The 23719-nt window shown below is 75.3% G+C and carries 25 protein-coding genes; 16 read left to right on the top strand and 9 right to left on the bottom strand.

What is annotated here, in order from left to right; translation table 11 throughout:
* Positions 1 to 59: 59 nt before the first annotated feature.
* Entirely contained in the window at positions 60 to 965 is a 906-nt protein-coding gene (locus B5D80_RS08670) for an HhH-GPD family protein (protein WP_088643265.1), read from the bottom strand.
* Positions 966 to 1061: 96 nt separating this feature from the next.
* On the opposite strand from B5D80_RS08670, the gene B5D80_RS08665 reads away from it, so the two are divergent.
* From B5D80_RS08665 to B5D80_RS08655, 3 genes are all read left to right on the top strand, one after another.
* Positions 1062 to 1574, top strand: coding sequence for a glycine cleavage system transcriptional repressor (locus tag B5D80_RS08665; RefSeq protein ID WP_088643264.1), 513 nt, complete (start codon positions 1062 to 1064; stop codon positions 1572 to 1574).
* A 175-nt stretch (positions 1575 to 1749) separates the two neighbouring features.
* The gene (locus B5D80_RS08660; protein WP_088643263.1) at positions 1750 to 2313 is read left to right on the top strand and encodes a peptide deformylase; all 564 of its coding nucleotides are present in this window, start codon (positions 1750 to 1752) and stop codon (positions 2311 to 2313) included.
* Between the two features lie 148 nt (positions 2314 to 2461).
* Positions 2462 to 3193: a hypothetical protein gene (locus B5D80_RS08655; RefSeq protein WP_088643262.1), complete on the top strand. Its 732-nt coding sequence runs from the start codon at positions 2462 to 2464 to the stop codon at positions 3191 to 3193.
* Positions 3194 to 3203: 10 nt separating this feature from the next.
* Here the strand turns inward: B5D80_RS08655 and disA are convergent, their stop codons facing one another.
* The 4 genes from disA to B5D80_RS08635 all read right to left on the bottom strand — a co-directional run bounded on the left by disA (position 3204) and on the right by B5D80_RS08635 (position 7850).
* On the bottom strand, positions 3204 to 4385 hold the full coding sequence (gene disA, locus B5D80_RS08650; protein WP_088643288.1) for a DNA integrity scanning diadenylate cyclase DisA: 1182 nt from the start codon (positions 4383 to 4385) through the stop codon (positions 3204 to 3206).
* Positions 4386 to 4527: 142 nt separating this feature from the next.
* On the bottom strand, positions 4528 to 5979 hold the full coding sequence (radA, locus tag B5D80_RS08645) for a DNA repair protein RadA (protein WP_088643261.1): 1452 nt from the start codon (positions 5977 to 5979) through the stop codon (positions 4528 to 4530).
* A gap of 90 nt (positions 5980 to 6069) precedes the next feature.
* The gene (locus B5D80_RS08640; protein WP_088643260.1) at positions 6070 to 6867 is read right to left on the bottom strand and encodes a copper chaperone PCu(A)C domain-containing protein; all 798 of its coding nucleotides are present in this window, start codon (positions 6865 to 6867) and stop codon (positions 6070 to 6072) included.
* Between the two features lie 143 nt (positions 6868 to 7010).
* Positions 7011 to 7850 (bottom strand): UbiA family prenyltransferase, encoded by an 840-nt coding sequence (locus B5D80_RS08635; protein WP_088643259.1) that lies wholly within the window; start codon positions 7848 to 7850, stop codon positions 7011 to 7013.
* Positions 7851 to 7896: 46 nt separating this feature from the next.
* On the opposite strand from B5D80_RS08635, the gene B5D80_RS08630 reads away from it, so the two are divergent.
* The 4 genes from B5D80_RS08630 (at position 7897) to B5D80_RS08615 (ending at position 11718) form a co-directional block, all read left to right on the top strand.
* Positions 7897 to 8655, top strand: coding sequence for a methyltransferase domain-containing protein (locus tag B5D80_RS08630; RefSeq protein ID WP_088643258.1), 759 nt, complete (start codon positions 7897 to 7899; stop codon positions 8653 to 8655).
* Between the two features lie 44 nt (positions 8656 to 8699).
* Positions 8700 to 9866 (top strand): acyl-CoA dehydrogenase family protein, encoded by a 1167-nt coding sequence (locus B5D80_RS08625; protein WP_088643257.1) that lies wholly within the window; start codon positions 8700 to 8702, stop codon positions 9864 to 9866.
* Positions 9867 to 9923: 57 nt separating this feature from the next.
* A complete protein-coding gene (locus B5D80_RS08620) occupies positions 9924 to 10985 on the top strand; it encodes a type III polyketide synthase (protein ID WP_088643256.1) in 1062 nt (353 codons plus the stop codon).
* Positions 10986 to 11154: 169 nt separating this feature from the next.
* Positions 11155 to 11718 (top strand): hypothetical protein, encoded by a 564-nt coding sequence (locus B5D80_RS08615; protein WP_088643255.1) that lies wholly within the window; start codon positions 11155 to 11157, stop codon positions 11716 to 11718.
* 10 nt (positions 11719 to 11728) lie between these two features.
* Here B5D80_RS08615 and B5D80_RS08610 read toward each other — a convergent pair whose 3' ends face one another.
* The gene (locus B5D80_RS08610; RefSeq protein ID WP_088643254.1) at positions 11729 to 12460 is read right to left on the bottom strand and encodes a hypothetical protein; all 732 of its coding nucleotides are present in this window, start codon (positions 12458 to 12460) and stop codon (positions 11729 to 11731) included.
* Between the two features lie 328 nt (positions 12461 to 12788).
* Between B5D80_RS08610 and B5D80_RS08605 the strand changes: the two genes are divergently transcribed.
* From B5D80_RS08605 to B5D80_RS35075, 4 genes are read left to right on the top strand one after another with little or no spacing between them, the layout of a single operon-like run.
* A complete protein-coding gene (locus B5D80_RS08605; protein WP_007073334.1) occupies positions 12789 to 13274 on the top strand; it encodes a CarD family transcriptional regulator in 486 nt (161 codons plus the stop codon).
* 54 nt (positions 13275 to 13328) lie between these two features.
* A complete protein-coding gene (ispD, locus tag B5D80_RS08600) occupies positions 13329 to 14024 on the top strand; it encodes a 2-C-methyl-D-erythritol 4-phosphate cytidylyltransferase (protein ID WP_088643253.1) in 696 nt (231 codons plus the stop codon).
* 16 nt (positions 14025 to 14040) lie between these two features.
* Positions 14041 to 14523 carry a 2-C-methyl-D-erythritol 2,4-cyclodiphosphate synthase gene (ispF, locus tag B5D80_RS08595; protein ID WP_088643252.1) on the top strand — a complete coding sequence of 161 codons (483 nt, stop codon included), beginning with the start codon at positions 14041 to 14043 and terminating at the stop codon, positions 14521 to 14523.
* Positions 14524 to 14530: 7 nt separating this feature from the next.
* Complete coding sequence (locus tag B5D80_RS35075) at positions 14531 to 15874, top strand: tetratricopeptide repeat protein (RefSeq protein ID WP_088643251.1); 1344 nt, start codon at positions 14531 to 14533, stop codon at positions 15872 to 15874.
* 38 nt (positions 15875 to 15912) lie between these two features.
* Here the strand turns inward: B5D80_RS35075 and B5D80_RS08585 are convergent, their stop codons facing one another.
* Positions 15913 to 17097 (bottom strand): homogentisate 1,2-dioxygenase, encoded by a 1185-nt coding sequence (locus B5D80_RS08585; protein ID WP_088643250.1) that lies wholly within the window; start codon positions 17095 to 17097, stop codon positions 15913 to 15915.
* Between the two features lie 95 nt (positions 17098 to 17192).
* On the opposite strand from B5D80_RS08585, the gene B5D80_RS08580 reads away from it, so the two are divergent.
* The 5 genes from B5D80_RS08580 to B5D80_RS08560 all read left to right on the top strand — a co-directional run bounded on the left by B5D80_RS08580 (position 17193) and on the right by B5D80_RS08560 (position 21552).
* On the top strand, positions 17193 to 18044 hold the full coding sequence (locus B5D80_RS08580; RefSeq protein ID WP_088643249.1) for a hypothetical protein: 852 nt from the start codon (positions 17193 to 17195) through the stop codon (positions 18042 to 18044).
* Positions 18041 to 19237 (top strand): fumarylacetoacetase, encoded by a 1197-nt coding sequence (gene fahA, locus B5D80_RS08575; protein WP_088643248.1) that lies wholly within the window; start codon positions 18041 to 18043, stop codon positions 19235 to 19237. The genes B5D80_RS08580 and fahA overlap by 4 nt, the downstream gene beginning before the upstream one ends.
* 154 nt (positions 19238 to 19391) lie before the next feature.
* Positions 19392 to 19601 (top strand): DUF397 domain-containing protein, encoded by a 210-nt coding sequence (locus tag B5D80_RS08570; protein WP_088643247.1) that lies wholly within the window; start codon positions 19392 to 19394, stop codon positions 19599 to 19601.
* Between the two features lie 109 nt (positions 19602 to 19710).
* Positions 19711 to 20193, top strand: coding sequence for an SRPBCC family protein (locus B5D80_RS08565; RefSeq protein ID WP_088643246.1), 483 nt, complete (start codon positions 19711 to 19713; stop codon positions 20191 to 20193).
* A 111-nt stretch (positions 20194 to 20304) separates the two neighbouring features.
* The gene (locus B5D80_RS08560; RefSeq protein ID WP_088643245.1) at positions 20305 to 21552 is read left to right on the top strand and encodes a PQQ-binding-like beta-propeller repeat protein; all 1248 of its coding nucleotides are present in this window, start codon (positions 20305 to 20307) and stop codon (positions 21550 to 21552) included.
* A 43-nt stretch (positions 21553 to 21595) separates the two neighbouring features.
* On the opposite strand, the gene hisC is transcribed toward B5D80_RS08560, so the two are convergent.
* Both hisC and B5D80_RS08550 read right to left on the bottom strand, forming a co-directional pair.
* Positions 21596 to 22699: a histidinol-phosphate transaminase gene (hisC, locus tag B5D80_RS08555; protein ID WP_088643244.1), complete on the bottom strand. Its 1104-nt coding sequence runs from the start codon at positions 22697 to 22699 to the stop codon at positions 21596 to 21598.
* Complete coding sequence (locus tag B5D80_RS08550) at positions 22696 to 23718, bottom strand: RDD family protein (RefSeq protein ID WP_088643243.1); 1023 nt, start codon at positions 23716 to 23718, stop codon at positions 22696 to 22698. Before B5D80_RS08550 ends, hisC begins: the two co-directional genes overlap by 4 nt.
* Between the last annotated feature and the right edge of the window lies 1 nt (position 23719).

Raw genomic sequence — 23719 nt, 5'->3', positions numbered from 1 at the left:
GCCGCCGCCCTGTCTGTCCGTGCGCCGGGCGCGACCACCGCCGGCCGGATGCGGTCCGGTCAGCCGGGAAGCGGTTGGGCGGCGGGACCGTCCCCGATGAGCCGGAAGTGCTCCTCGCCGACCGGCTCCACCATGCCGTCCTTGACCAGCGCGGCGAGCGCGCGGGCCCGCTGCACGTCGTCGTGCCACACCTGGTCGAGCCGCTGGTGCGGCACCGGGCCGGTGGCGTCCCGGAGCACCCCGAGCAGCAGTCCGCGTACCTGACGGTCGGTGCCGGCGTACCGCTGGACCTTGCGGGTCGGACCGGTGGGCGCTGCCTGGCCGGAGGCCCGCCAGGCGCAGATCGACTCGACCGGACAGCCCGTGCAGCGCGGCGAGCGGGCCGTGCAGACGATCGCCCCGAGTTCCATGAACGCGGCGCTGGCCAGTGCGGCGGCGGCCGGCTCCACCGGCAGCAGCTCAGCGCAGGCGACCAGGTCGGCCGGCGTGGTGGCCGGGCCCGCATCCGGTTCACCGGCGACGGCCCGGGAGACGACCCGCCGGACGTTCGTGTCGACCACCGGGTGCCGCTGGCCGTAGGCGAACGCGGCGACCGCCCGCGCCGTGTACGTCCCGATGCCGGGCAGCGCCAACAACTGGTCCAGTTGGTCGGGCACCAGGCCGCCGTGCCGTTCCACGATCGCCACCGCGCACTCGCGCAGCCGTACCGCGCGGCGTGGGTAGCCGAGCCGGCCCCACATCCGGATCGCCTCGGCCGGAGTGTCGGCGGCGAGGGCGGCGGGATCGGGCCAGCGGGCCAGCCAGGCATGCCAGGCGGGCAGGACACGTACCACCGGGGTCTGCTGGAGCATGACCTCGCTGACCAGGATCGGCCAGGCCCCGATGCCGGGTACCCGCCAGGGCAGGTCGCGGGCGTTCTGCTCGTACCACCGGCTGACCAGGGTGGTGAATGTGGGTTCAGTCATCGCGCCGACGATGATGTCACGCGATGCCTTCCCGCTGGTTGGGCGGGCCGGGCGGGGCGTCGTCGGGTCGCCGGGCGGATCGGGCAGAATGCCCGGATGAGCGAGCTCGCGATCACCGTCATCGGCCGGGACCGGCCCGGCATCGTGGCCGACGTCGCCGAGGTGCTCGCCGGGCTCGGCGCGAACCTCACCGACTCCACCATGACCCGGCTACGCGGTCACTTCGCCATGACCCTGATCTGTGTCGGCCCCGCCGCCGCCGAGGTCGAGGCCGCCCTGACGCCGCTGGCCGCCGACGGTCAACTCCTGGCCACCGTACGCGCGGTCACCCCGGACGGTACGGCGACGCCGGCGGGTGAGCCGTACGTGCTGGCGGTGCACGGCGCGGACCGGATGGGCATCGTGGCCGCGATGACCCGGGTGATCGCCGAGGCGGGTGGCAACGTGACGGATCTGAGCACTCGCCTGGCCGGCACGCTCTACGTGGTGGTGGCCGAGGTGGACCTGCCCACGGGCCGCGCCGACGAGCTGGCCGGCCGACTCGCCCGGACGGCCGCCGACCTGGGGGTCGGGGTCTCCCTGCGCCCCGCCGACCCGGATCTCCTGTGAGCGCGAGGAGTGAGCGGGGTTTGCGAGCCCCGCAGTCGCGAACGAAAGACGGATCTGTGAGCGCGAGGAGTGGGCAGGGTTTGCGAGCCCCGCAGTCGCGAACGAGAGACGGATCTGTGAGCGCGAGGAGTGAGCGGGGTGTGCGAGCCCCGCAGTCGCGAGCCGAGGTGAACCCGTGAGCGCGGAACCGTACGTCGGGCTCGGTGGCTGGACCCCGGCGGACCTGGGCGTGCCGGGGGAGGTACGTCGGGTGGTCTGTGCCCCCGAGCCGGTGCTGAGCCGGTCGGGGCCGGAGGTGGACCCGACCGCCGAGGAGACTCTCCGGCTCGCCGCCGACCTGGTGGCCACGATGCGGGTGTCCCCGGGCTGCGTGGGGTTGGCGGCACCGCAGGTCGGCGTGGAGGCGCAGGTGTTCGCGGTGGACGTGACGGGGCATCCCAAGGCGGTGACGGTGCACGGCACCTTCGTGCTCTGCAACGCCCGGGTGGTGGAGGCGAGCCGGTGGAAGCCGGGTCGGGAGGGCTGCATGTCGGTGCCCGACCTGACCGGCGACGTGAAGCGGGCCAGCCGGTTGGTGGTCGAGGGGGCGCTGCCCGGCAGTGGCACACCGGTCCGGCTGGTCACCGACGGGTTCGAGGCGCGGGCCCTGCAACACGAGATCGACCACTGTGCCGGGCTGCTCTTCCTCGACCGGGTGGCCGGCGCGCACGCGGTCTACCAACGCAAGGTCTACCTGTGACCCGGCCGGCCGCCACGGCGTCGGCGCGGGTTCCCGACGGAGCGGGCCGGCCGACTGTCGTCAGTGGAACGTCGTTCGCCGCCCGGTGGCCGATGTCCGGCGAGTCGTGGCAGGTTCACGTGCGCGACGCCGCTACGGTGGGGGCATCATGCGTCTGACGGTCGGTCCCCTGCCTTCCGCCGTGTACTGGCGGCGTCGCGCCGTCGTACTCGGAGCGGGGCTTCTGCTCCTGGTTGTTCTGCTCTACTCGTGTGCCCGATCGGGGGACACCGGTGCCACACCGGGGGCCGGGGCCACGTCGTCGGCCCCCGCTGCGGGTGCCGCCACCCCGACGGCCGCCTCGCCGCCTGCCGGGTCCGCGTCCCCGTCGGGTGGGTCCGACGCGGGGGGCCCGCCGGCCGGTCCGACCGCCGACCCGGACACGAGCAACGTCCCGGCCGGCGATCCGCCCGCCCCGCCTACCAATCAGGCCCGGGCCGACGACGGCACCTGCACCGACAGCGAGATCGTGGTGACCCCGGTGGCGCTGCCCGCCGAGGTGAGCAGCGGTGCCCCGGTCGACCTCAGCCTCAAGGTCAGGAACAAGTCCCAGCGGACCTGCAACCGGGACGTCGGCGCGGACGCCCAGGAGCTGTTCATCAAGTCCGGGGCGGAGAAGGTCTGGTCGTCGGACACCTGCGGCACCGGCCGGGGCTCCGACGTGCAGACGTTCACCCCCGGCTTCGAGCGCTCCTACCAGCTCACCTGGAACGGCATGGACGCCAGCCGGTGCAAGCAGGGGGTGGCTGCGGGCCCCAACCCGCCGGCCGGCAACTACCAGGTCTTCGCCCGGGTGGGCACCAAGCTGAGCGAGCCGGTCAAGCTGGTCGTCACCGGCTGACCGGCCCCGGTCAGACGTACCGTTCCAGGATGGACGCCTCGGCCAGCCGGGACAGGCCCTCCCGGACGCCCCGGGCCCGTGCGTCGCCGACGCCCTCGACGGCCTGGAGGTCCTCCACGGTCGCGCCGAGCAGCCGCTGGAGGCTGCCGAAGTGCAGCACCAGCCGGTCGACGATGGCCACCGGCAGCCGGGGCACCTTGGCCAGCAGCCGGAACCCGCGCGGGCTGACCGCCGCGTCGAGCGCGTCGGAGGCGGCCGGGTAGCCGATCGCCTTGGCGACCGCGACCAGGTCGATCAGCTCGGTCGCGCCGAGCAGGTCCAACTCGACCAAGGCCTCGTCGAGGGTGCGCGACTTGCGGCCGGCGGGCAGGTAGTCCCGGATGACCAGGGTACGGTCGGCGTCGACCCCGGCCATCAGCTCGTCGAGTTGCAGGGCGAGCAGGCGGCCGTCGGTGCCCAGCTCGACCACGTATCCGGCGATCTCGTCGGCGATCCGGCGGACCATCTCCAGCCGCTGCACCACGGCGACCGCGTCGCGGACGGTGACCAGATCCTCGATCTCCAACGCGGACAGGGTGCCGGAGACCTCGTCGAGGCGGAGCTTGTACCGCTCCAGGGTGGCCAGGGCCTGGTTGGCCCGGGAGAGGATCGCCGCCGAGTCGTCGAGCACGTGCCGCTGCCCGTTGACGTAGAGGCTGATGATCCGCATCGACTGGCTGACCGAGATGACCGGGTAGCCGGTCTGCCGGGCCACCCGCTCGGCGGTGCGGTGCCGGGTGCCGGACTCCTCCGTCGGGATGGACGGGTCGGGCATCAGGTGCACCCCGGCCTGCACGATCCGGGTGCCGTCGCTGGAGAGCACCACCGCGCCGTCCATCTTGCACAGTTCACGGACCCGGGTCGCGGAGAACTCGACGTCCATCGGGAAGCCACCGGTGCAGATCCCGTCGACGACCTTGTCGTAACCGAGGACGATCAGTGCGCCCGTCCGACCGCGCAGGATGCGTTCGAGCCCGTCGCGCAGCGCGGTGCCGGGTGCCATCAGGGCGAGGTTGGCCCGCAGCGGATCACCGGCGCTGCCGGTGGCCCCGGCGACGCTCACACTGATCGGACGGGTGGGCGAGCCCACGGCGGCGGCGCGGGTGTGGGGCGTCGCGCCGGCAGGCTTGGCGGCGTCGCGGTCGGTCGGCACGCGCACAGTCTACGGACTGCCCTGCGGTGGGTGCTCTCGTGGTTACTGTGATGTGTCACGGCGTCGGATTCTTCCCACCGGTCGGACCTGCCGGACGTCGACCGGTATGGCCCGACCGGTACCCCGCCGTCGCCACCCTCGGTCACTCCGCGGATGCGCGGGCGACCGCCTGGAGCGCCGACCGGACGTCCGTGACCTCGGTCACCCGCATGTTTCCCGGGCCGGCGCCGGTGCTCTCGGGGCCGCAGCCGGGCGGTACCAGCGCCATCCGGAAGCCGAGCCGGGCCGCCTCGGCGAGCCGCCGGGGGACCGCGCCGACCCGGCGTACCTCGCCGGTCAGCCCGACCTCGCCGATCGCCACCAGGTGCGGCGCGATGGCCAGGTTGAGCCCGCCGGAGGCGACCGCCAACGCGACCGCGAGATCGGCGGCCGGCTCGACCACCCGGATGCCGCCGACGGTGGCCGCGAAGACCTCCCGGTCGTGCAGGGTCAGCCGTTCGGTACGGCGTTGCAGCACCGCCAGCACCATGGCCAGCCGGGCCCCGTCGAGCCCCGAGACGGTACGCCGGGGCGACCCGGCTACCGTCGCGCCGATCAGCGCCTGCACCTCGGTCAGCAGCGCCCGCCGCCCCTCCATCGCCACGGTGACGCAGGTGCCCGGGACCGGCTCGGAGTAGCGGGTGAGGAAGAGCCCGGACGGGTCGGCCAGGCTGCTGATGCCCCCCTCGTGCATCTCGAAGCAGCCGACCTCGTCGGCCGCGCCGAACCGGTTCTTGACCCCCCGAACCATCCGCAGCGAGGAGTGCTTGTCCCCCTCGAAGTGCAGCACGACGTCGACCAGGTGTTCCAGCACCCGGGGGCCGGCGACCTGACCGTCCTTGGTGACGTGACCGACCAGCACGGTGGCGATGCCGCGCTCCTTGGCGACCGCGACCAGGGCGGCGGTGACGGCCCGTACCTGGGTGACCCCGCCCTGCACCCCCTCGGTCCCGGTGGTGGAGATGGTCTGCACCGAGTCGAGGACGAGCAGGCCCGGCTTGACCGCGTCGAGGTGCCCCAGCACGGCGCTCAGGTCGCTCTCGGCGGCCAGCCAGAGCTGTTCGTGCAGGGCACCCATCCGCTCGGCGCGCAACCGGACCTGGCTGACCGACTCCTCGCCGCTGACCACCAGTGACGGGCTGCCGGCGTTGGCCGCCCACTGCTGCGCCACGTCGAGCAGCAGGGTGGACTTGCCGACCCCCGGTTCACCGGCCAGCAGGACCACCGCGCCGGGGACCAGGCCGCCGCCGAGGACCCGGTCGAGTTCGCTGACCCCGGTGGGGCGGGCGCGGGCCGGCGCGGCGCTGATCGTGGCGATCGGCCGGGCCGGCTCGGCAGGCATCCGGGAGCTGACCACCCGGCCGGAGACGACCGGCCCGGTGACGGTGGACTCGACCACCGAACCCCACTCGCCGCACTCCGGGCACCGCCCCACCCACTTGGGCGGCTGGTGGCCGCAGGCGTCGCACTCGTAGGCGGGGCGGGGCTCGCGGGCGGCCCGGCCCCGGGACGCGCCGGCCCCGCTGCGGGCGGGCGTCGATCGGGAGGTGGTCACCCCAGGACGCTAACCCCCACCGGTGACGAAAACACCGCCGGCGTGGTGGTCACCACGCCGACGGTGTCGTCGGTGTCTCGGGCCGGCCGGTCAGCCGCCGTGGCCGGAGCTGCCCTCCTGGCCGCTCTCCTCGCCGCCCTCGCGGTGCACGATCGGGGAGGGCCGGGCGGCCGGGCTCAGCGGCACGCCGACCGGGACCGGGGTGCTGACGGTACGGCCGTCGCCGAAGTCGAAGGTCAGGTTGACCTGCTGACCGGTGAGCAGCGCCTCGTTCAGCCCGACGAGCTGGAGGTGCTGGCCGTTCTGCACGTTGAGCTGCACGTAACCGAGGGCCGGGATCTCGATCCGGGCCGGCTGACCGGCCGGCGCGGACGGGCTGGCCGACGGCGAGGCCCCCTCGGACGGCGAGGCACCCTCCGACGGCGATGCCCCCTCGGAGGGGGAGGCCCCCTCGGCCGGCGAGGCGCTGCCCGACGGCGACCCGGTCTCGGACGGCGAGGGGCTCCCGGACGGCGAGCCGCTCTCCGAGGGGGAGGCGGAGCCGGAGGGGCTGGCCGAGCCGGCGGCCCCGGTGAGCACGATCTGCCGGGCGCTGTCGGTGGTGACGGTGACGGTGACCGGGTCCCGGGTGTCGTTGTAGATCACGGCGTTGAGCGCGGCGTTGGCGCCGGCGGTGAGACCGTCCTCGCCCGGGTAGGCGACGTAGAGGCCACGTACCTTGTACGCGTTGTCCGACGTCTGGACGTTGACCCCCTGGACCGACGGCTGCTTGTTGGCGGTCTCGGACACCTGGCCCGCCCCGCAGCCCGTCGCCAGCAGGGCGGTCGCCCCCGCCAGGCCGGACAGCAGCAGGGTGGCCCGCCGGGAACCCCTGATCGAGCGCGTCACGTCGGTCCTCCTCGTCACGATCCCCACCCGGTGCCTACCCCGGGGTGTGGGGTGGTCATACCCGCGCAGACCGCGCTCCAGGGTAGTTGGGGCTGATCGAGGGCCGCACGCGGACCCGGTGCCGCCACCCGGGTGGGTGCCGGTCAGACCACCCGACCGCTCGCCACCAGCAACAGCACATCGATCAGGGCCACCACCAGCACCGCCCGGAACGCGGCCGCCGAGCGGCCGTCGCGCCGGGTGGCGGCGCGGCCCGCGTACCAGCCGACGGCCGGCACCGCGACGGCCGCGGCGACCGCCGACCAGCCGACCCACGACGGTGGCCCGGGTGGCCCGATGACCAGGGCGACGGTGGCGGCGAGCAGCAGCCCGGCGGCGGCCAGCCGGCTGCCGGTGGCACCGAGCCGGTGCGGCAGGCCGCGTACCCCGGTCCGGGCGTCGTCGGCCAGGTCGGGCAGCACGTTGGCGAAGTGCGCCCCCGCGCCCAGGCAGGCCGCCGCGACGACCAGCCAGAGCGGCGGCGTGGGCGCCCCCGGCAGGGCGAGCACCACGAACGCGGGCAGCGAGCCGAAGGAGACCGCGTACGGCAGCACCGAGACCGGGGTGGACTTCAGCGGCCAGTCGTAGAGCAGCGCCGAGACCAGACCCACGGTGTAGCAGAGCGCGGCGACCGGGTTGGTGGTCAGCGCCAGCAGCGGGGTGGCGAGCGCGGCCAGCACGGCGGCCACCACCACCGTCCGGCGGCCCACCGCCCCTGCGGCGACCGGCTTGTCGGTACGCCCCACCGTGGCGTCCCGCCCGGCGTCCACCGCGTCGTTGGTCCAGCCGACGGCGAGCTGGCTGGACAGCACGGTGAGCACCACGGCCACCGTCCCGGCCGGACGGTGACCGACCGCGACGGCGAGCAGCCCGGCCACCGTGGTCACGGCCAGGCCCGGTTCCGGGTGACTCGCCTTGACCAGCCCTAACACCGTCCGCCACATAAGGGAAGTCTGGTCGTTACCGGCCGGTCGTGCCACGCTCTGTGCCATGGGTGACGGTCCGGTGTCCGACGGTGTACGCGTGCTGCCCCCCAACGACCTTCGCCAGTACGACGACCTGGCCGGCGAGTGGTGGCGGCCCGACGGCGCGTTCGCGATGCTGCACTGGCTGGCCCGGGCCCGCGCCGCCCTGGTGCCGCCGGCGTCCCGGCCCGACGCGGTCCTGGTCGACCTGGGCTGCGGTGCCGGGCTGATGGCCCCGCACCTGGCCGGCAAGGGTTACCGGCACGTCGGGGTGGACCTGACCCGGTCGGCGCTGGAGCAGGCGGCGGCGCACGGCGTCACCACGCTGGCCGGTGACGCCACGGCGGTGCCGCTCGCCGACGGGTGCGCCGACGTGGTGGCGGCCGGTGAGGTGCTGGAGCACGTGCCCGACTGGCGGGCGGCGGTCGCCGAGGCGTGCCGGCTGCTGCGCCCCGGCGGGCTGCTGGTGCTGGACACCCTCAACGACACGGTGCTGGCCCGGCTGGTCGCGGTGGAGCTGGGTGAACGGCTGCCCACCGTGCCGCGGGGCATCCACGACCCACGGTTGTTCGTGGACGACCGCGAACTGGTCGCCGAGTGTGCCAGGCACGGTGTCGCCCTGCGGGTACGCGGGGTACGCCCGGGGCTGCGGGCGACGCTGGGCTGGCTGGTGCGGCGTAACCGTGGGGGTGCCGTCCGGGAGGTCACCCACGACGGGCCGGCGATCCGTCCGACCTGGTCGACGGCTGTGCTCTACCAGGGCCGGGGGGTCCGGCACGGGTAGCCGCCCCGGTTCGGGGTACCAGGAACACCCAGGAAGGGGGCCGTATGACTGTGGACGCACCGGCGGTGGCCCGTCGGTTGGCACCGAGGTTCGCCGCCCGGGCCGCCGGGCACGACCGGGACGGCACGTTCCCGGCCGACGACTTCGCCGACCTGCGGGAGTCCGGGCTGTTCGGGCTGATGGTCCCGGCCGCGCTGGGCGGCGCGGAAGCCTCCTTCGCCAGGTACGCGGCGGTCGCCACCGAGCTGGCCCGGGGCAACGGCGCGACCGCGCTGGTGTTCAACATGCACGCCTCGGTCACCGGCGCGCTCGGCGCGGTCACCGAGGAACTGGCCGAGGCGCTGGGCGTACCGGACGAGGCGCTGGCCGCCCGCGACCGGCTGCTGCGTGCGGCGGCCGAGGGCGCCTGGTACGCGGTGGCGATGAGCGAACGCGGCGCGGGGGCCCGGTTGTCCCGGCTCAGCACGGTCTACGAACCGGTCGACGGCGGTTGGCGGATCAAGGGGAGCAAGACCTTCTGCTCCGGGGCCGGGCACGCCGACGGCTACCTGGTGGCCGCCCGCAGCGCCGCCGACCCGTCGCTGGTGTCCCAGTTCCTGGTGCCCGCCGGTGCGGGGGTGACCGTGGAGCCGACCTGGGACGCCCTGGGTATGCGGGCCACCTCGTCGCACGACCTGCACCTGGACGTGACGGTGCCGACGGACCGGCTGCTCGGTGGCGTGGAGGGGCTGGCCCTGGTGGTCGCCCAGCTCATGCCGCACTGGCTGGTGGCCAGTTACGCCGCCGTCTACGTGGGGGTCGCCCGGGCGGCGGTGGACGCCGCCGCCGAGCACCTCACCGCGCGGGACCTCGGCGGCCTGCCGGCGGTGCGGGCCCGGCTCGGCCGGGCGGACGCGGCGGTGGCGGCGGCGGAACTGGTGGTGGCCGAGGCGGCCCGCCGGGTCGACGACGCGCCCGGCGACGCCGAGACGAACCGGTGGGTGTGGCGGGCGAAGCTGCTCGCCGGCACCACGGCGGCGGAGGTGGCGGCGTCCATGCTGGAGGCGGCCGGGACGTCGGCGACCCGCCGGGGGCATCCGCTGGAACGGCTCTACCGGGACGCCCGCTGCGGCTCGCTGCATCCGGCGACCTCGGACGTGTGCGCCGACTGGCTCGGGGTGGCGGTGCTCGGGGGTGACCCGGACCGCGACGGAACGGCCCCTCGTTGGTGAGGGTGACGGGGGTCGGGGCGACCACCGGACGGGCAGTGCGGACGAGAGGCGGGACAGATGGCCGTGCCGTTGATCGCGGGGCTGGGGGCGGCACACCCGCCCGGCGCCGCCCAGGACGAACTCTGGACGGGCTACTTCGCCCGGCACTTCTCGGGGGCCACCCGGGCGCTCGCCGAGCGGATCTTCGCCAACTCGGGGGTGTCCCACCGGCAGGCGGCGGTGAACCCGCTGCTGGAGGACGTCTCCGACTGGCCGACCGACAGGCGGATGCGGCGCTACCAGGTGGAGGCGCTGCCGCTGGGCAAGGAGGCGATCGGCCGGGCGCTGACCGCCGCCGGCCTCGCCGCCGGTGACCTCGGGCTGTTCGTGGTCTGCTCCTGCACCGGTTACGCCACCCCCGGGCTGGACATCCTCCTCGCCCGGGACCTGGGCATGGCCCCGGACTGCCAGCGGATGTTCGTCGGGCACATGGGCTGTTACGCGGCCCTGCCGGGGCTGGGCGCGGCGGGTGACTTCGTGACCGCGCGGGGCCGACCGGCGCTGCTGCTCTGCGCCGAGCTGACCAGCCTGCACATCCAGCCGTCCTCGGCCCGGATGGACACCCAGCAGATCATCTCGCACGCCCTCTTCTCCGACGCGGCGGTCGCCACCGTGCTGGTCCCCGGGACCGGCACCACCGGCCGGGGGTACGCGCTGCGTGAGGTCGCCTCGGTGACCGACACGTCCACCGCCGACCACATGACCTGGGACGTCACCGACACCGGGTTCCGGATGGGTCTGTCGCCGAAGGTGCCGCAGGTGCTCTCGGCGCACGTCCGGGGGCTGGTGGAGGGCCTGCTGGCCCGGCACGGCACTACGGTCGCCGAGGTGGACGGCTGGGCGGTGCACCCGGGCGGCCCGCGCATCCTCAACGTGGTGGAGCGGGAGCTGGCCCTGCCCGACGACGCGTTGGCGGCCTCCCGGGCGGTGCTGGACGCGCACGGCAACTGTTCGTCGCCCACGGTGCTGCTGATCCTGGACCGGCTGCTGCGGGCGGCGGCACCGCCCCGGTGGATCGTGCTGCTCGCCTTCGGCCCGGGACTGACCCTCTACGCCGCCCTCCTCGAACGCCGTTCCTGAGCCGCCGTCGCCCACCCGCCAGCCATCCCGGCCCGCACCGGGTCCAGGGCGGCCCGGAGCCGCCGGCGGCCGGCCGGGAGTGCTCAACGTGGGGTGGACGACCTGGTCAGCGCAGGTGGGGCCGGCGCTGCGCCGAGCGTCGGCGTCGGCCGCTGGTTACCCTCGCCGGGTGGGGATCGACAGGGGCGGCGGTGATCGGCTGCGCGGTGCGGTGCTGGCCGGCGCGGCCCTGCTCGCCCTGGTCGGGGGCGGCTGGTGGTGGTCGGCCACCGCCCCGGCGGTCGACCCGGTCGGCTCGGCGGCGACGGTGTCACCGCAGCCGTCGGTCGGCGCGGAGGCGACCCGGCGGGTGGTGGTGATCGACGCCCGCACCGGGCGGCTGCTGGGCGCGACCGAGCTGCCCGGGACCTCCGGCGACCCGGACGTGGGGTTGCCGACGTTCACCGACACCACCTGGCGGGAGCGGATGACCCTGGTGTCCGGCCGGGCGCCGGTGCGTCGGGAGTCGGCCCCGGACGGCGCACGGCACCTGTTCCAGTACCGCTGCTCGGGCGACGGGACGCTGCTGATCTCGGTGCTGCACGACGATCCGCCGCAGCACCGGCGGACGGCCTGCGACGGCGAGCTGGTCGCCTGGGAGTTGCGCGGTCCGGACGGGGGCACCCGGTTGGAGTTCTCGGTGGTCGGGCCGGGCTCGGTCGAGCTGGAGGCGCAGGTCGTCGCGGTGCCCTGAGCGCCCGGCCTCAGCCGCCGAGCCGGACCAGGTCGCCCCGGTAGTCGGCGGCGGCGCCCAGCTCGGGTAGCACCCGGACGACCGTGCCGGCCCGGTCCACCAGCAGCGCCGGGGCGGCACCGGCCTGGGCGGGCAGGTGCAACGCGGCGCGTAGCTCGCCGGCGGGGTCGGCGAGGGCGCGGACCGGTCCGCCGACCGGGGGCGCGGGGGTGACCTCCCGTCCGGCGGCGACGCTCACCACCTGCACCCCGTCCGGGGCGGCGCTGGCGGCGGCGGCCACCTGCTCGGCGCAGGCACAGCCGTCGACCAGGATGATCATCGCGGGTAGCAGGCCGCGCAGCGGGACCGGCCGCTGGTCGACGTCGACCAGGTCCAGCGCGGGCAGCGACCGCCCGACCAGTGGTGTCGGCGTACCCGTCTGCGGCAGGACGGTGGGTCGTTCGGTGCCCCGGGACGACCGGGGCCAGGTGACGGTGACCAGCCCGACGGTGGTGGCGAGCACCGCCACCAGGAGCATCAGCAGGGGCAGGCCGAGCGGTGGCCGACCGTCGGGGTGGGCGGTCAACCCCAGCCGGCGTCGCCACCGGCCGGACCGGGCCTGCCGGCGCAGCTCGCGGCGGAGCTGGGCGGCCTCGTCGGCGAGCGCCGACGCGTCGTCCGGCACCACCACCCGACCCCACTCCGGTGGCAGGTCGGGCAGGCCGTCGGTCGGACCGTGTCCCTCGGCGTCGGGCATGCCCATCGGACCCCCCGGTCAGCGGTGCGGCGAGCGGTGTGCGGTACCCCTCCAGCGTCCCGCACGGACCCTCCTGCCGCCAGACGTGGGCGGCCGGGACGCCGCCGGGCTACCATGGGAGGAGCGCACAGCTGGAGAAATCCGCGCTCCGATCACCCGTACCGGGTTGTCATCCGCTGCTCACGGAGCGTGTTTGAACCACTGGTTTGGCCGCCTGTCAAGCCGAAGCAACGCCTCTCACAGGGCCCCTGAGCTGCGCCAACGGTCAGGACGGCAGCGGGACATTGGTGCCTGAGCGTGTTACCCTAGACACAGCGAAAGGGGTTTCGAACCTATGGTTTTCAGCGTCGGCGAGACCGTTGTTTACCCCCACCACGGGGCCGCACTCATCGAGGCAATCGAGACTCGGGTCATCAAGGGCGAACCCAAGCAGTACCTCGTCCTGAGGGTCGCGCAGGGTGACCTGACGGTCCGGGTGCCGGCCGAGAACGCCGAGATCGTGGGTGTGCGTGAGGTGGTCGGCGAAGAGGGCCTGGGAAAGGTCTTCGACGTGCTCCGTGCACCGCACACCGAAGAGCCGACCAACTGGTCGCGGCGTTACAAGGCGAATCTGGAGAAGCTGGCCTCCGGCAACCCGCTGAAGGTCGCCGAGGTCGTCCGCGACCTGTGGCGTCGGGAGCGGGAGCGGGGCCTGTCCGCGGGTGAGAAGCGCATGCTCGCCAAGGCCCGCGACATTCTCGTCGGCGAGGTCGCGCTGGCTGAGAAGAGCACCAAGGACGAGGCGGAGACGCTGCTCGACAAGGTCCTCACCGAGGCCTGATCCCACCGCATCGTCGCACCCACCCCGCAGCGAAGAATTCCCGAGGACCGCGACGTGACCGCGCAGCTCAATCCGCGCGGTGACGTCGCGGTCCTCGTTCCTGCGGCCGGTGCCGGGGTACGGCTCGGGCCCGGCGGTCCCAAGGCGCTCCGGCTCCTCGGCGGCGAACCCCTGCTGGTGCACGTGGTACGCCGGATCGCCGCCGCGCCGTCGGTGCACACGGTCGTGGTCGCCGCCCCGGCCGCCGAGGTCGACGCCGTCCGGCAGCTACTGACCCCGGTCGCCCCGGTCCTGGTGGTGGCGGGCGGTGCCGAACGTCAGGCGTCGGTGGCGAACGCGCTGGCAGCGGTGCCCTCCGGCCCCGACATCGTGCTGGTGCACGACGCCGCCCGGGCGCTCACCCCGCCCGCACTCGTCGAGGCGGTGGCGGCGGCCGTGCGGGCCGGCCACGACGCGGTGATCCCGGTGCTCCCCGTCAGCGACACGATCAAGCGGGTGGACGCTGCCGGCGTCGTCCTCGCCACCGTCGACCGGTCCGCCCTGCGGGCCGTGCAGACCCCGCAGGGTTTCCGCCGGGAGGTGCTCGCCGCCGCGCACGCCGCCGCCGGTGACCCGCTCACCGACGACGCCGGCCTGGTCGAGCAGCAGGGGGTGCCGGTGTTCTGCGTCCCCGGCTCGGAGTACGCGCTGAAGGTCACCCGCCCGTTCGACCTGACCCTGGCCGAGCACCTGCTGGCCGCCGGGCACTGACGCGTACCCTCGATCCATGATCGTTCCCAGGGTCGCCGTCGGCACCGACATCCACGCCTTCGCGGCCGGCCGGCCGTGCTGGCTGGCCGGCCTGCACTGGCCGGGCGAGGACGGCCTGGCCGGGCACTCCGACGCCGACGTGGTCGCCCACGCCGCCTGCAACGCGCTGCTCTCCGCCGCCGGGCTCGGTGATCTCGGGGCGAACTTCGGGGTGGACCAGCCGGAGTGGGCCGCCGCCTCGGGGGTCACGCTGCTCACCGAGTCCGCCCGTCGGGTACGCGCGGCCGGGTACGCGATCGGCAACGTCTCGGTGCAGGTCGTCGGCAACCGGCCCCGGATCGGGCCACGGCGCGACGAGGCGCAGCAGGTGCTCTCCGCGGCGGTCGGCGCACCGGTCACCGTCACCGCCGCCACCAGCGACGGGCTCGGCTTCACCGGGCGGGGCGAGGGCCTCGCCGGCATCGCGGTGGCCCTGGTCTACGACGCGTCGGCCGGGTAGGGCCGCGATGACCGACGACGAGTCGCCCCTGGACGGCTACCGGCAGCGGGCCCAGCTCCTGGCCGAGCTGGGCCGCCACGACGAGGCCACCGAGGAATTGGGCTTCGCGCTCGCCCTGGCCCCCACCGACCCGGCCGCGTTGACGCTGCTGGCCCGGCTGCACCTCGCCGCCGGCCGCCCCGGCGAGGCGGTCGCCGCCGCCGACGCGGCGATCGCCCCACCCCGCCCCGACCCGCCGCAGCTCTCCGGACCGCCACACCCGCCCGCGCCGCCGGGGCCGGTTGCGCCACCGGGCCCGGGTGGGTCGTCGCGGCCGGCTGACCCGTCAGGTGCGCCCGCCCCGGCCGGCCCCGCGGGAGGGTGGGCGGCGCCGGGACAGCCGGGCCCACCGACGTCGCCCGACCCGTCCGGGTCGTCGCCGGACCGGCCCACACCGCCGGTCGGCTCCGACCGGCCGGGGACACCCGCCTTCTCCGGCCCGGCCGGCGTGCCCGGTGCACCCACCCCCGCCGGCCCGGCCGGGGGAGCCGGTGCGTCGGGGGCGGCCGGGGCGAGGGTGCCGACCGCTGCGCTGGTCGTCCGGGCGATCGCCCTCGCCGACCTGGGGGAGTACGCCGAGTCGGCGCGTACCGCCGACCGGATCCTGGCGGCCGGGCCGGGTGACGCGTACGCCCAGCGGAGCGCGGCGGCGATCCTGGCCGAGGCGCGCAACGGCCAGCCGGCGCTGAACGCGGCCTGGCGCGGGGTGGAGCTGGCCCCCGACGAGCCGCAGGCGCACCTGGTGCTGGCCCTGGTCGCCGGCCGGCTGGAGTTGTTCGACCTGGCCGAGCGGGCCTACCGGGAGGCGTTGCGGCTCGATCCGGAGCTGGCCGAGGCGCGGCACGACCCGGGGGTGCTGCGGTTGGAGCGGCGGCGCTGGGTGCTGGCGCTGGAACAGGTGGCCGCGTTGGCGCCGGTGCAGCCGGCGCGGGCCGAGAAGCTGCCACTCTGGGCGGGGCTGCGCCGGCTCGTCCTGATCGGCAGCGGCTGGTCGCTGGTGGCCAGCCTGCTGCTCGCGTTCCTGGCTGCCGGTGGCGCGGGGGCGAGCCGGGTGGTGGCGGTGCTGGCGGCGGCCGGTGGCGCGCTGCTGGCCTGGCGGCTGTCCCGGCGCGTGCCCGAGCTGGGCCGGGTGGTCCTGCCGGCGCTGCGCCGCGAGGACCGGGCGTTGGCGTTCGCCGTGTACGCCGTTCCGGCCGGCCCGGCCCTGCTGCTGCTGTTCGCCCTGGTGGGCAGCCCGTGGCCGCTGGTGCTCGCGATCGCCCTCGCGGTGCCGGCCACCCTGGTCGCCGCCACCCGCGCGGGCGTCTCCTAGCCTCCGGGGCCCGGGGCCCGGGCCCCGGAGTCCGGGGGTCAGGGCTGGCGCTTCCAGGTCCAGGCGTAACCCGGGTCCTCGCACTCGACGGCGGCGTCGCAGAGGTCGAGGGGGCGGAAGGTGTCGACCATGACGGCCAGCTCGTCGAAGAAGTCGACGCCGATCGAGCGTTCCGCCGCGCCGGGCTGCGGGCCGTGGGTGAAGCCGGACGGGTGCAGCGAGATCGAGCCCTGCCCGATGCCGGAGCCGCGCCGGGCCTCGTAGTTGCCGCCGGTGTAGAAGAGCATCTCGTCGGAGTCGACGTTGTGGTGGTGGTACGGCACCGGGATCGCGTCCGGGTGGTAGTCGACCTTGCGGGGCACGAACGAGCAGATCACGAAGTTGGGGCCCTGGAAGGTCTGGTGCACCGGTGGCGGCTGGTGCAGGCGGCCGGTGATCGGCTCGAAGTCGTGGATGGAGAACGCCCACGGGTACTGGTGGCCGTCCCAGCCGACCACGTCGAACGGGTGGTGGGCGTAGACGTGCCGGGTCCAGGCGGTGCCGGTGGCCGTCCGGGCGCGGTGGCGGACCAGCACCTCGACGTCGGTGCCGTCGACCAGCAGGGGCGCGTCCGGCCCCCGGACGTCCCGCTCGCAGTAGGGGGAGTGTTCCAGGAACTGGCCGCGTACGGACAGGTAGCGCTTGGGTGGGCCGATGTGCCCGGTGGCCTCGATGGTGAGCAGCCGGACCGGGGTGTCGCCGGTGGGGACCAGCCGGTGCACCGTCGAGGTGGGGATCACCGCGTAGTCGCCGGCGACCAGGTCGAGCGTGCCGAAGGTGGACTCCAGGCGCATGGTGCCGGCCTCGACGTACAGGCACTCGTCGCCCGTGGCGTTGCGGTAGAGCGGGGACGGCCGGTCGGCCAGCACGTACCCGATCCGGACGTCGTCGTTGGCGAGCAGCTGACGCCGGCCGAGCACCGGGTCGGCCCCCGCGCCGTCGAGCTTGTGGGTCTGCAGGTGGCGTGGCTTGAGCGGATGGTTGGGCAGCCGGGTGTAGCCGGGCGGGGTGAACTCCTCGGCGGCGACGATCGCGGTCGGCGGGTGCCGGTGGTAGAGCAGGGACGAGTCGGCGGAGAAGCCCTCCTGACCCATCAGCTCCTCGGTGTAGAGGCTGCCGTCGGGCTGGCGGAACTGGGTGTGCCGCTTGCGGGGCACCTCGCCGACGCTGCGGTAGTACGGCATGTCGCCTCCCGTATTGTCCCGATATCCGGCCGGTGGCGTCCGATAACCGGACGTTGCTGTCCGTTCCTTGACAGCGTCCCGTAGATTCTTGTCTCGTGTCAACGCAGGTCCCCCGCCTCCTCGCCGGACTCGTCGACGACGCGGCCGTCTTCCCGCCCGGCAGCGCGTCGCTGCCCGACGCGATCGCGGCACACCGCGAACACCGCACCTCCTGGTACGCCGACCTGGTCGGCCCGCTGCTGGTGCCCGCCTCCGCCGTCGGCGCGCTGGACGGCCTGCCCGAGGGCACGGTGACCGGGCTGATCGGCGACACCGGCGTCGCCGGGGTGCCCGCCGCGCTGGCCGGCCTCGCCGCCGTCGGCATCGCCATCCGGCAGGTCGAGGTGGCCGTCGCCCGGCGCGGCGAGGACCCCCAGCCGGGCCTGGCCGCGCTGCGCGGCGTGCTCGCCCGCCACGGTGACCTCGACTGGTACGCCGAACTGCCGCTGACCTTCGGGCTGACCGCCGGGCTGGACACCCTCGCCGAGGCCCGCGCGGCCGGCGAACCGGTCGCCGCGAAGTTCCGCACCGGCGGGCTGGCCGCCGAACTCTTCCCCACCCCGGTCGAGCTGGCCGCGGTGATCTGCGCCTGCCGGGACCGCGCGCTGCCGTTCAAGCTGACCGCCGGGCTGCACCACGCGCTGCGCCAGATCGACCCGGAGACCGGCTTCACCCACCACGGGTTCGGCAACGTGCTGGCCGCCACCCTCGCCGCCGCCGGCGGCGCCGAGGTGGACGCCGTCGCCGCGCTGCTCGCCGACACCGACCCGGTGCGGGTGGTCGAGCCGGCGCGGGCGGCCCGGGACGACGACCGTCCGCTGTGGATCGGGTTCGGCTCGTGCAGCGTGCGGGAACCACTTACCGATCTGATCCGGCTGGGGCTGGTGAACGGGGGATTCGACCGATGAGCTGGGTGACGGGCGCGGACGGCTCGGCGTACGGGGTGACCAACCTGCCGTACGGGGTGTTCCGGCACGACGGGCGGCCACCCCGGATCGGCGTACGCGTCGCCGACCTGGTGTTCGACCTGGCGGCGGCGGAGGAGGCCGGGCTGGTCCTCGCCGCCGGGGCGTTGCGCCGGCCCACCCTCAACGACTTCATGGCGCTGGGCCGCCCGCAGTGGACCTCGGTCCGGCAGCGCCTCGTCGAACTGCTCACCGACCCGGCGCACCGGGTGGCCGTCGAGCCGCTGCTGCTGCCGCTGGCCGCGGTCGAGCTGCTGCTGCCGTTCGAGGTGGCCGACTACGTCGACTTCTACTCCTCCGAGCACCACGCCGGCAACGTCGGGCAGATCTTCCGCCCCGGCCAGCCGCCGCTGCTGCCGAACTGGAAGCACCTGCCGATCGGCTACCACGGCCGGGCCGGCACGGTGGTGGTCTCCGGCACCCCGGTCGTCCGCCCGAGCGGGCAGCGCGCCACCGGCGAGGGCCCCACCGTCGGCCCGTCGGTACGCCTCGACATCGAGGCCGAGGTGGGCTTCGTGGTCGGCGTGCCGAGCGCGCTCGGCGACCGGGTGCCCACCGGCGACTTCGCCGACCACGTCTTCGGGGTGGTGCTGGTCAACGACTGGTCGGCCCGGGACATCCAGGCGTGGGAGTACCAGCCGCTCGGGCCGTTCCTCGGCAAGTCCTTCGCCACCTCCGTCTCCGCCTGGGTGACCCCGCTGGACGCGCTGGCCGACGCGTTCGTGCCGGCCCCGCAGCAGGACCCGCCGGTGCAGGACTACCTGCGGCAGACCCCGCACCTGGGCCTCGACCTGCGGCTTTCGGTGGAGTGGAACGGTGAGCGGGTCACCGAGCCGCCGTTCGCCGGCATGTACTGGACCCCCGCCCAGCAGTTGGCCCACCTCACCGTCAACGGCGCGTCCCTGCGGACCGGCGACCTGTACGCCTCGGGCACCGTCTCCGGCCCCGAACGCGGCCAGGTGGGCTCGTTCCTGGAACTGACCTGGGGCGGGGCCGAACCGGTCACCGTCGGCGGGGACACCCGCACGTTCCTCGCCGACGGCGACACCGTCACGCTGCGGGCCACCGCGCCCGGCCCGGACGGCACCACCATCGCCCTCGGCGAGGTCACCGGGCGCATCCTGCCCGCCCGCTGAACCGACGCCCGACGGTCGCACCCGCTGTCCGACCGTCAGCCGCTCCTGCCGCGTTTCTCCCACCGGATTCCGCCGTACGCCCCGCGCCGCCGTCTCCCGTCGGCGGCGCGGGGCGCGTCGGCGTGGCACGTCCCAGTGGAGAGGAGGTACGAGCATGAACGATCTCGTCGGCGCGGTGTGGCGCACCAGTAGCCGCTCGAACGACCAGGGGCTCTGTGTGGAGGTGGCGGACAACCTCGTCCGCACCCGGGCCGTGGTCGGGGTACGCGACTCCAAGGACCCGTCGGGCCCGGCCCTGGTCATCGGCCCACCGGGTTGGACGGCGTTCGTCGACGCCGTCCGGCAGGGGACCTTCCGTCCCTGACCGCCCCCGTCACCGGCGTCCCACCCCGGGACGCCGGTGACGGAAATTTCACCGTACGGCCCCCCGTCGGTCGCTCACCCGCCGTACGGTGGACGCCACGGGAGGTGCCATGTCGACGGTCGCGGTCACCGCTGTCATCGAGGCGTCGGCCGTCGACGTGTGGGAACTCCTGACCGACCTGCCCGTCCGGGTCGACTGGCTCTGCACGGTCAGCTCGACCGAACTGCTCACCCCCGGGCCGTTCGGGCCGGGCACCGCCTGGCGGGAGACCCGTACCCGCCCGGACGGCGGCGACCAGGCGGAGGAGTTCCTGGTCCTGGCCGCCGAGCCACCGCACCGCCTGGTGCTCGCCTCCCCGGGCACCGGGGTGGACTACCGGATCACCTGGACCCTGCGCGCCGTCCAGCGCCGTCGCCGGGGCTGCACCGCCGTCGCGGTCGAACACCTGGCGCTGCCGACCACCCCGTACGGGCGGGTGCTGGCGCTGCTCTTCGGCGGCCTGGCCGCCCGGACGGTGGAGGGCGCGATCCGGCACGACCTGACCGCGCTGGCCGCCACCGTACGCAGCACCGGCCGGGCCACCGCCGCCTGACCCGCGTGCGGGCACCGGCGGCCCGCCGGCCCGACTTCCTTGGCGCGACGCGACGCGACCTGACCGGTCCCGAGGGGGGACGCCTGGGTAGGGTGCCGGGCGGAGGTGGGCATGGGATTCCCGAAGGGACGGCGGCGACCCGTGGTCGCGGTCGCCACGCTGCTCACCCTCGTGGCGGTCGCCGGCATCGGCTACCGGGTGCTCGCCCCCGCCGAGGTCGTCACGCCCGCCCGGGGCGCACCGCCACCCGCCGGCACCCCGGCGGTCGGCGTGGTGGGCCGGCTGCCGGTCGCGCCGCTGGTGGTGGCGGGACGGCTGCGGGTCTACGCCGCCGAGCGTCAGCTCTACGCCGACCAGCCCGCCGACAGCCGTAACCGGGTCACCCCGTTCTGGTCGTACCGGCGCTGGCCGGCCACCCTCGACGGAGTGCTGGCGGCCGGCACGACGGTGCTCAGCCGCTGGTCGGACGGGAAGCTGGTGGCGCTGGACGGGCTCACCGGCACGGTCGCCTGGCGGGCCGACGGGCCGACGCCGTACGCCGTGGCCCCCGCCCGGCGTACCGGGGCGGCCACCGTCTGGGACCCGCACGGCATCTCCGTCGCCCCCGCCCCCGGGAACCGGACGGTGCTGGTCGTCTCCGGCCGGGACGGTCTGCGCGGCTACGACCTCGCCGACGGGCGGGAGCTGTGGCGGGTCGACGGCGGCCGGGACTGCCGTACCGACCTGGGCACCACCGCCGCCGGGCAGGTCTTCTCCGTCGACTCCTGCGCCGGCCCGACGGTGGTCGAGTTCCGCGCCGTCGGCACCGGCACGGTGGGCACCCGCTGGCGGCCCCCGGACGCACCCGAGCGGTTCACCGTCACCCCGGTCGGCTGCCTCACCCCCCGCTCGCAGTGCCGGGGGCTGCGCACCGACGGCGGCTCCGGCGGCCGGGGCTGGCAGGTCGGCCCGGGTGCGCCGATGGCCGCCCCGGCCCTGGACGCCGCCGGCACCACCCTGGTCGGCGAGCTGGCCGTCGGCGACGACGGCGGGGTGCTCAAGGGCCGGGAGGCACGCAGCGGCAGGGGCCGCTGGCAGCGCGGTGACCTGGGCCCGGTGACGATCCTCGCCACCGAGGCCGGCCGGCTCTACGTGCTGACCGAACGCCGGGAACTGGTCACCCTCGACCCGGTCACCGGCGCGCAGCGGTCCCGGTTCCCGATGACCGCCGGCCGGGACGGCATCGGCTGGAAACCCGGCCGGGCGTACGCGGCCGGCGGCTACGTCGCGGTGGAGCGGCTGCGGGAGCGCGCCGACCCGGACGACGACGACCAGGCGTACTTCCTGATGGCCGAGCCGGTGGTGCTCGCCGCGACCTGACCCGGCCATCCGGCCGCCCCCGGCCGACGGGCCGGGCGGTGGTTCAGGACAGGGCGGCCTCCGCCACGGCCAGGAAGGCGTCGTTCTCGGCCGGGGTGCCGATGGTGACCCGCACGCCGTCGCCGGGGAACGGACGGACGATCACGCCGCGCGCCTCGCAGGCCCGGCCGAACTCCACGGCCCTCTCGCCCAGCGGCAACCAGACGAAGTTGGCCTGGCTGGACGGCACGTCGGGGACGAACCTGCGCAGCGCCGCGGTGACCCGGTCCCGTTCCGCCACGACCAGCGCGCAGCGGCGTTCCACCTCGTCGGCCTGGGCGAGCGCGGCCAGCGCCCCCGCCTGCGCCGCCATGCTGGTGGAGAACGGGGTGACCACCTTGCGGACCGCGGCGGCCACCTCCGGGGCGCCGACCAGCCAGCCGATCCGCAGCCCGGCCAGGCCCCACGCCTTGGACAGGGTGCGCAGCACCACCACGTTGGGCCGGTCGAGGTAGGTCAGGCCGTCGGGCACCTGCGGGTCGGTGACGAACTCCCGGTACGCCTCGTCGATGACGACCAGCACGTCGTCGCCCACGGCGTCGAGGAAACGGTCCAGTTCCGGCCCGTGCACGGCCGTGCCCGTGGGGTTGTTGGGGTTGCAGACCAGCACCATCCGGGTCCGGTCGGTCACCGCCGCCGCCATCGCCGCCAGGTCGTGCCCGTGCCCGGCGTCGTTGGGCACCCGTACGCTGCTCGCGCCGCTGGTCGCCGCGATGATCGGGTACGCCTCGAACGAGCGCCACGAGTAGAGCAGTTCGTCGCCGGGCAGGCAGGTGGCCCGGACCAGGTGCTCGGCCAGCGCCACCGACCCGCAGCCGGTGGCGATCCGGTCCGGGTCCACGCCGTACCGCTCGGCGAGCGCGGCACGCAGCGCCACCACGCCCATGTCCGGGTAGCGGTGCGACCCGGCGACCGCCTCGGCGACCGCCTCGACCACCCCGGGCAGCGGCCCGTACGGCACCTCGTTGCTGGCCAGCTTGATCGCCTCGGCCAGGCCCAGCTCGCGGGCCAGGTCGGCCGGGCTGCGTCCGGGCACGTAGTTCGGCAGGGCGTCCAGGTCGGCGCGGGTCAGCCGCAGCGGGGGCTGGTGGCGTCCGGTGTCGGTCATGGGGTGTCTCCCGGGGGCTCGGGGTCGGTGCGGTCGGTGGCGGGGTCGTCGGCGGGGGTGTCGGTGCGGTCGGTTCGCGGCACCTGCACCACGACCGTCTGGGCCCGCTTGTCGTGCAGCGCCTGCCGCAGCGGGTGGTCGAACAGCGCGGAGACCGCGTCGACGAACTGGAGCAGCAGGCCGAAGCCGCAGCAGAACCAGAGCAGGGTGGGCATGCCCATGGTGCTCCACCGCCGGGTGGCCCGGCCGAAGCCGAGCGGCTGGTCGGCGTCGACCGGCACCGCCCGGATGCGCAGCAGCCGCTTGCCAAGGGTCTGCCCGCCGGAGGCCATCGTCGGCACCTCGTAGGCGAACCAGAGCGCGGTCGCGATGACCAGGATGGCGATCTGGAGGCCGCTGGCCTGCTCACCGATGGCGGGCAGCCCCTCCTGGGAGGAGTCGCCGGCCATCGCCCGACGGACCGCCTCGCGCAGGTAGGGCGCGGTCTCCTCGAAGTACCGCCAGACGAACCAGCCGTTGACCACCGCGTTGAGCGCGAAGACGACCCCGAAGTCGACCAGCCGGGCGAGCAGCCGGGCACCGTAGCCGGCCAGCGGCACGCCGTGCGGCCGGGGTTCCGGCGGACGCCCCGGCCAGGTCGGGTACGGCCAACCGGGCGGCGGCCCGCCGGGCTGTCCCGTTCCCGGTTGCCCGGCCCAGGGCTGTCCTGCCGTACCCGGCTGTCCCGTCCCAGGCTGGCCTGCCCCGGGTTGCCCGGTCCAGGGTTGGCCCGCCCAGGGTGGGCCGGGCGCGTCCGGCGTGCCGGGAGCGGCCGGCGGGTGCTGGCCGGACGCCGGGGCGGCCCCGGCGGGGGAGGTCGGGGCGGGCGGCTCGGCGGCGGGCTCCGGCTCGGGCGGGGGCGGGCCGTCGGGTGGGGTGGCGTCCACCGGGATCGGGGCGCCGATCCAGCCCTCGCCGTCCCACCACCGTCGGGTGGTCGGCTCGGCCGGGTCGACGTACCAACCTGGTTGCACGCTCACG

This window comes from Micromonospora wenchangensis (assembly GCF_002210435.1).
In the GTDB taxonomy this organism is placed as follows: domain Bacteria; phylum Actinomycetota; class Actinomycetes; order Mycobacteriales; family Micromonosporaceae; genus Micromonospora; species Micromonospora wenchangensis.
Note: the sequence above shows the minus strand (reverse complement) of the source record. Positions and strands in the feature narration are given on the sequence as shown.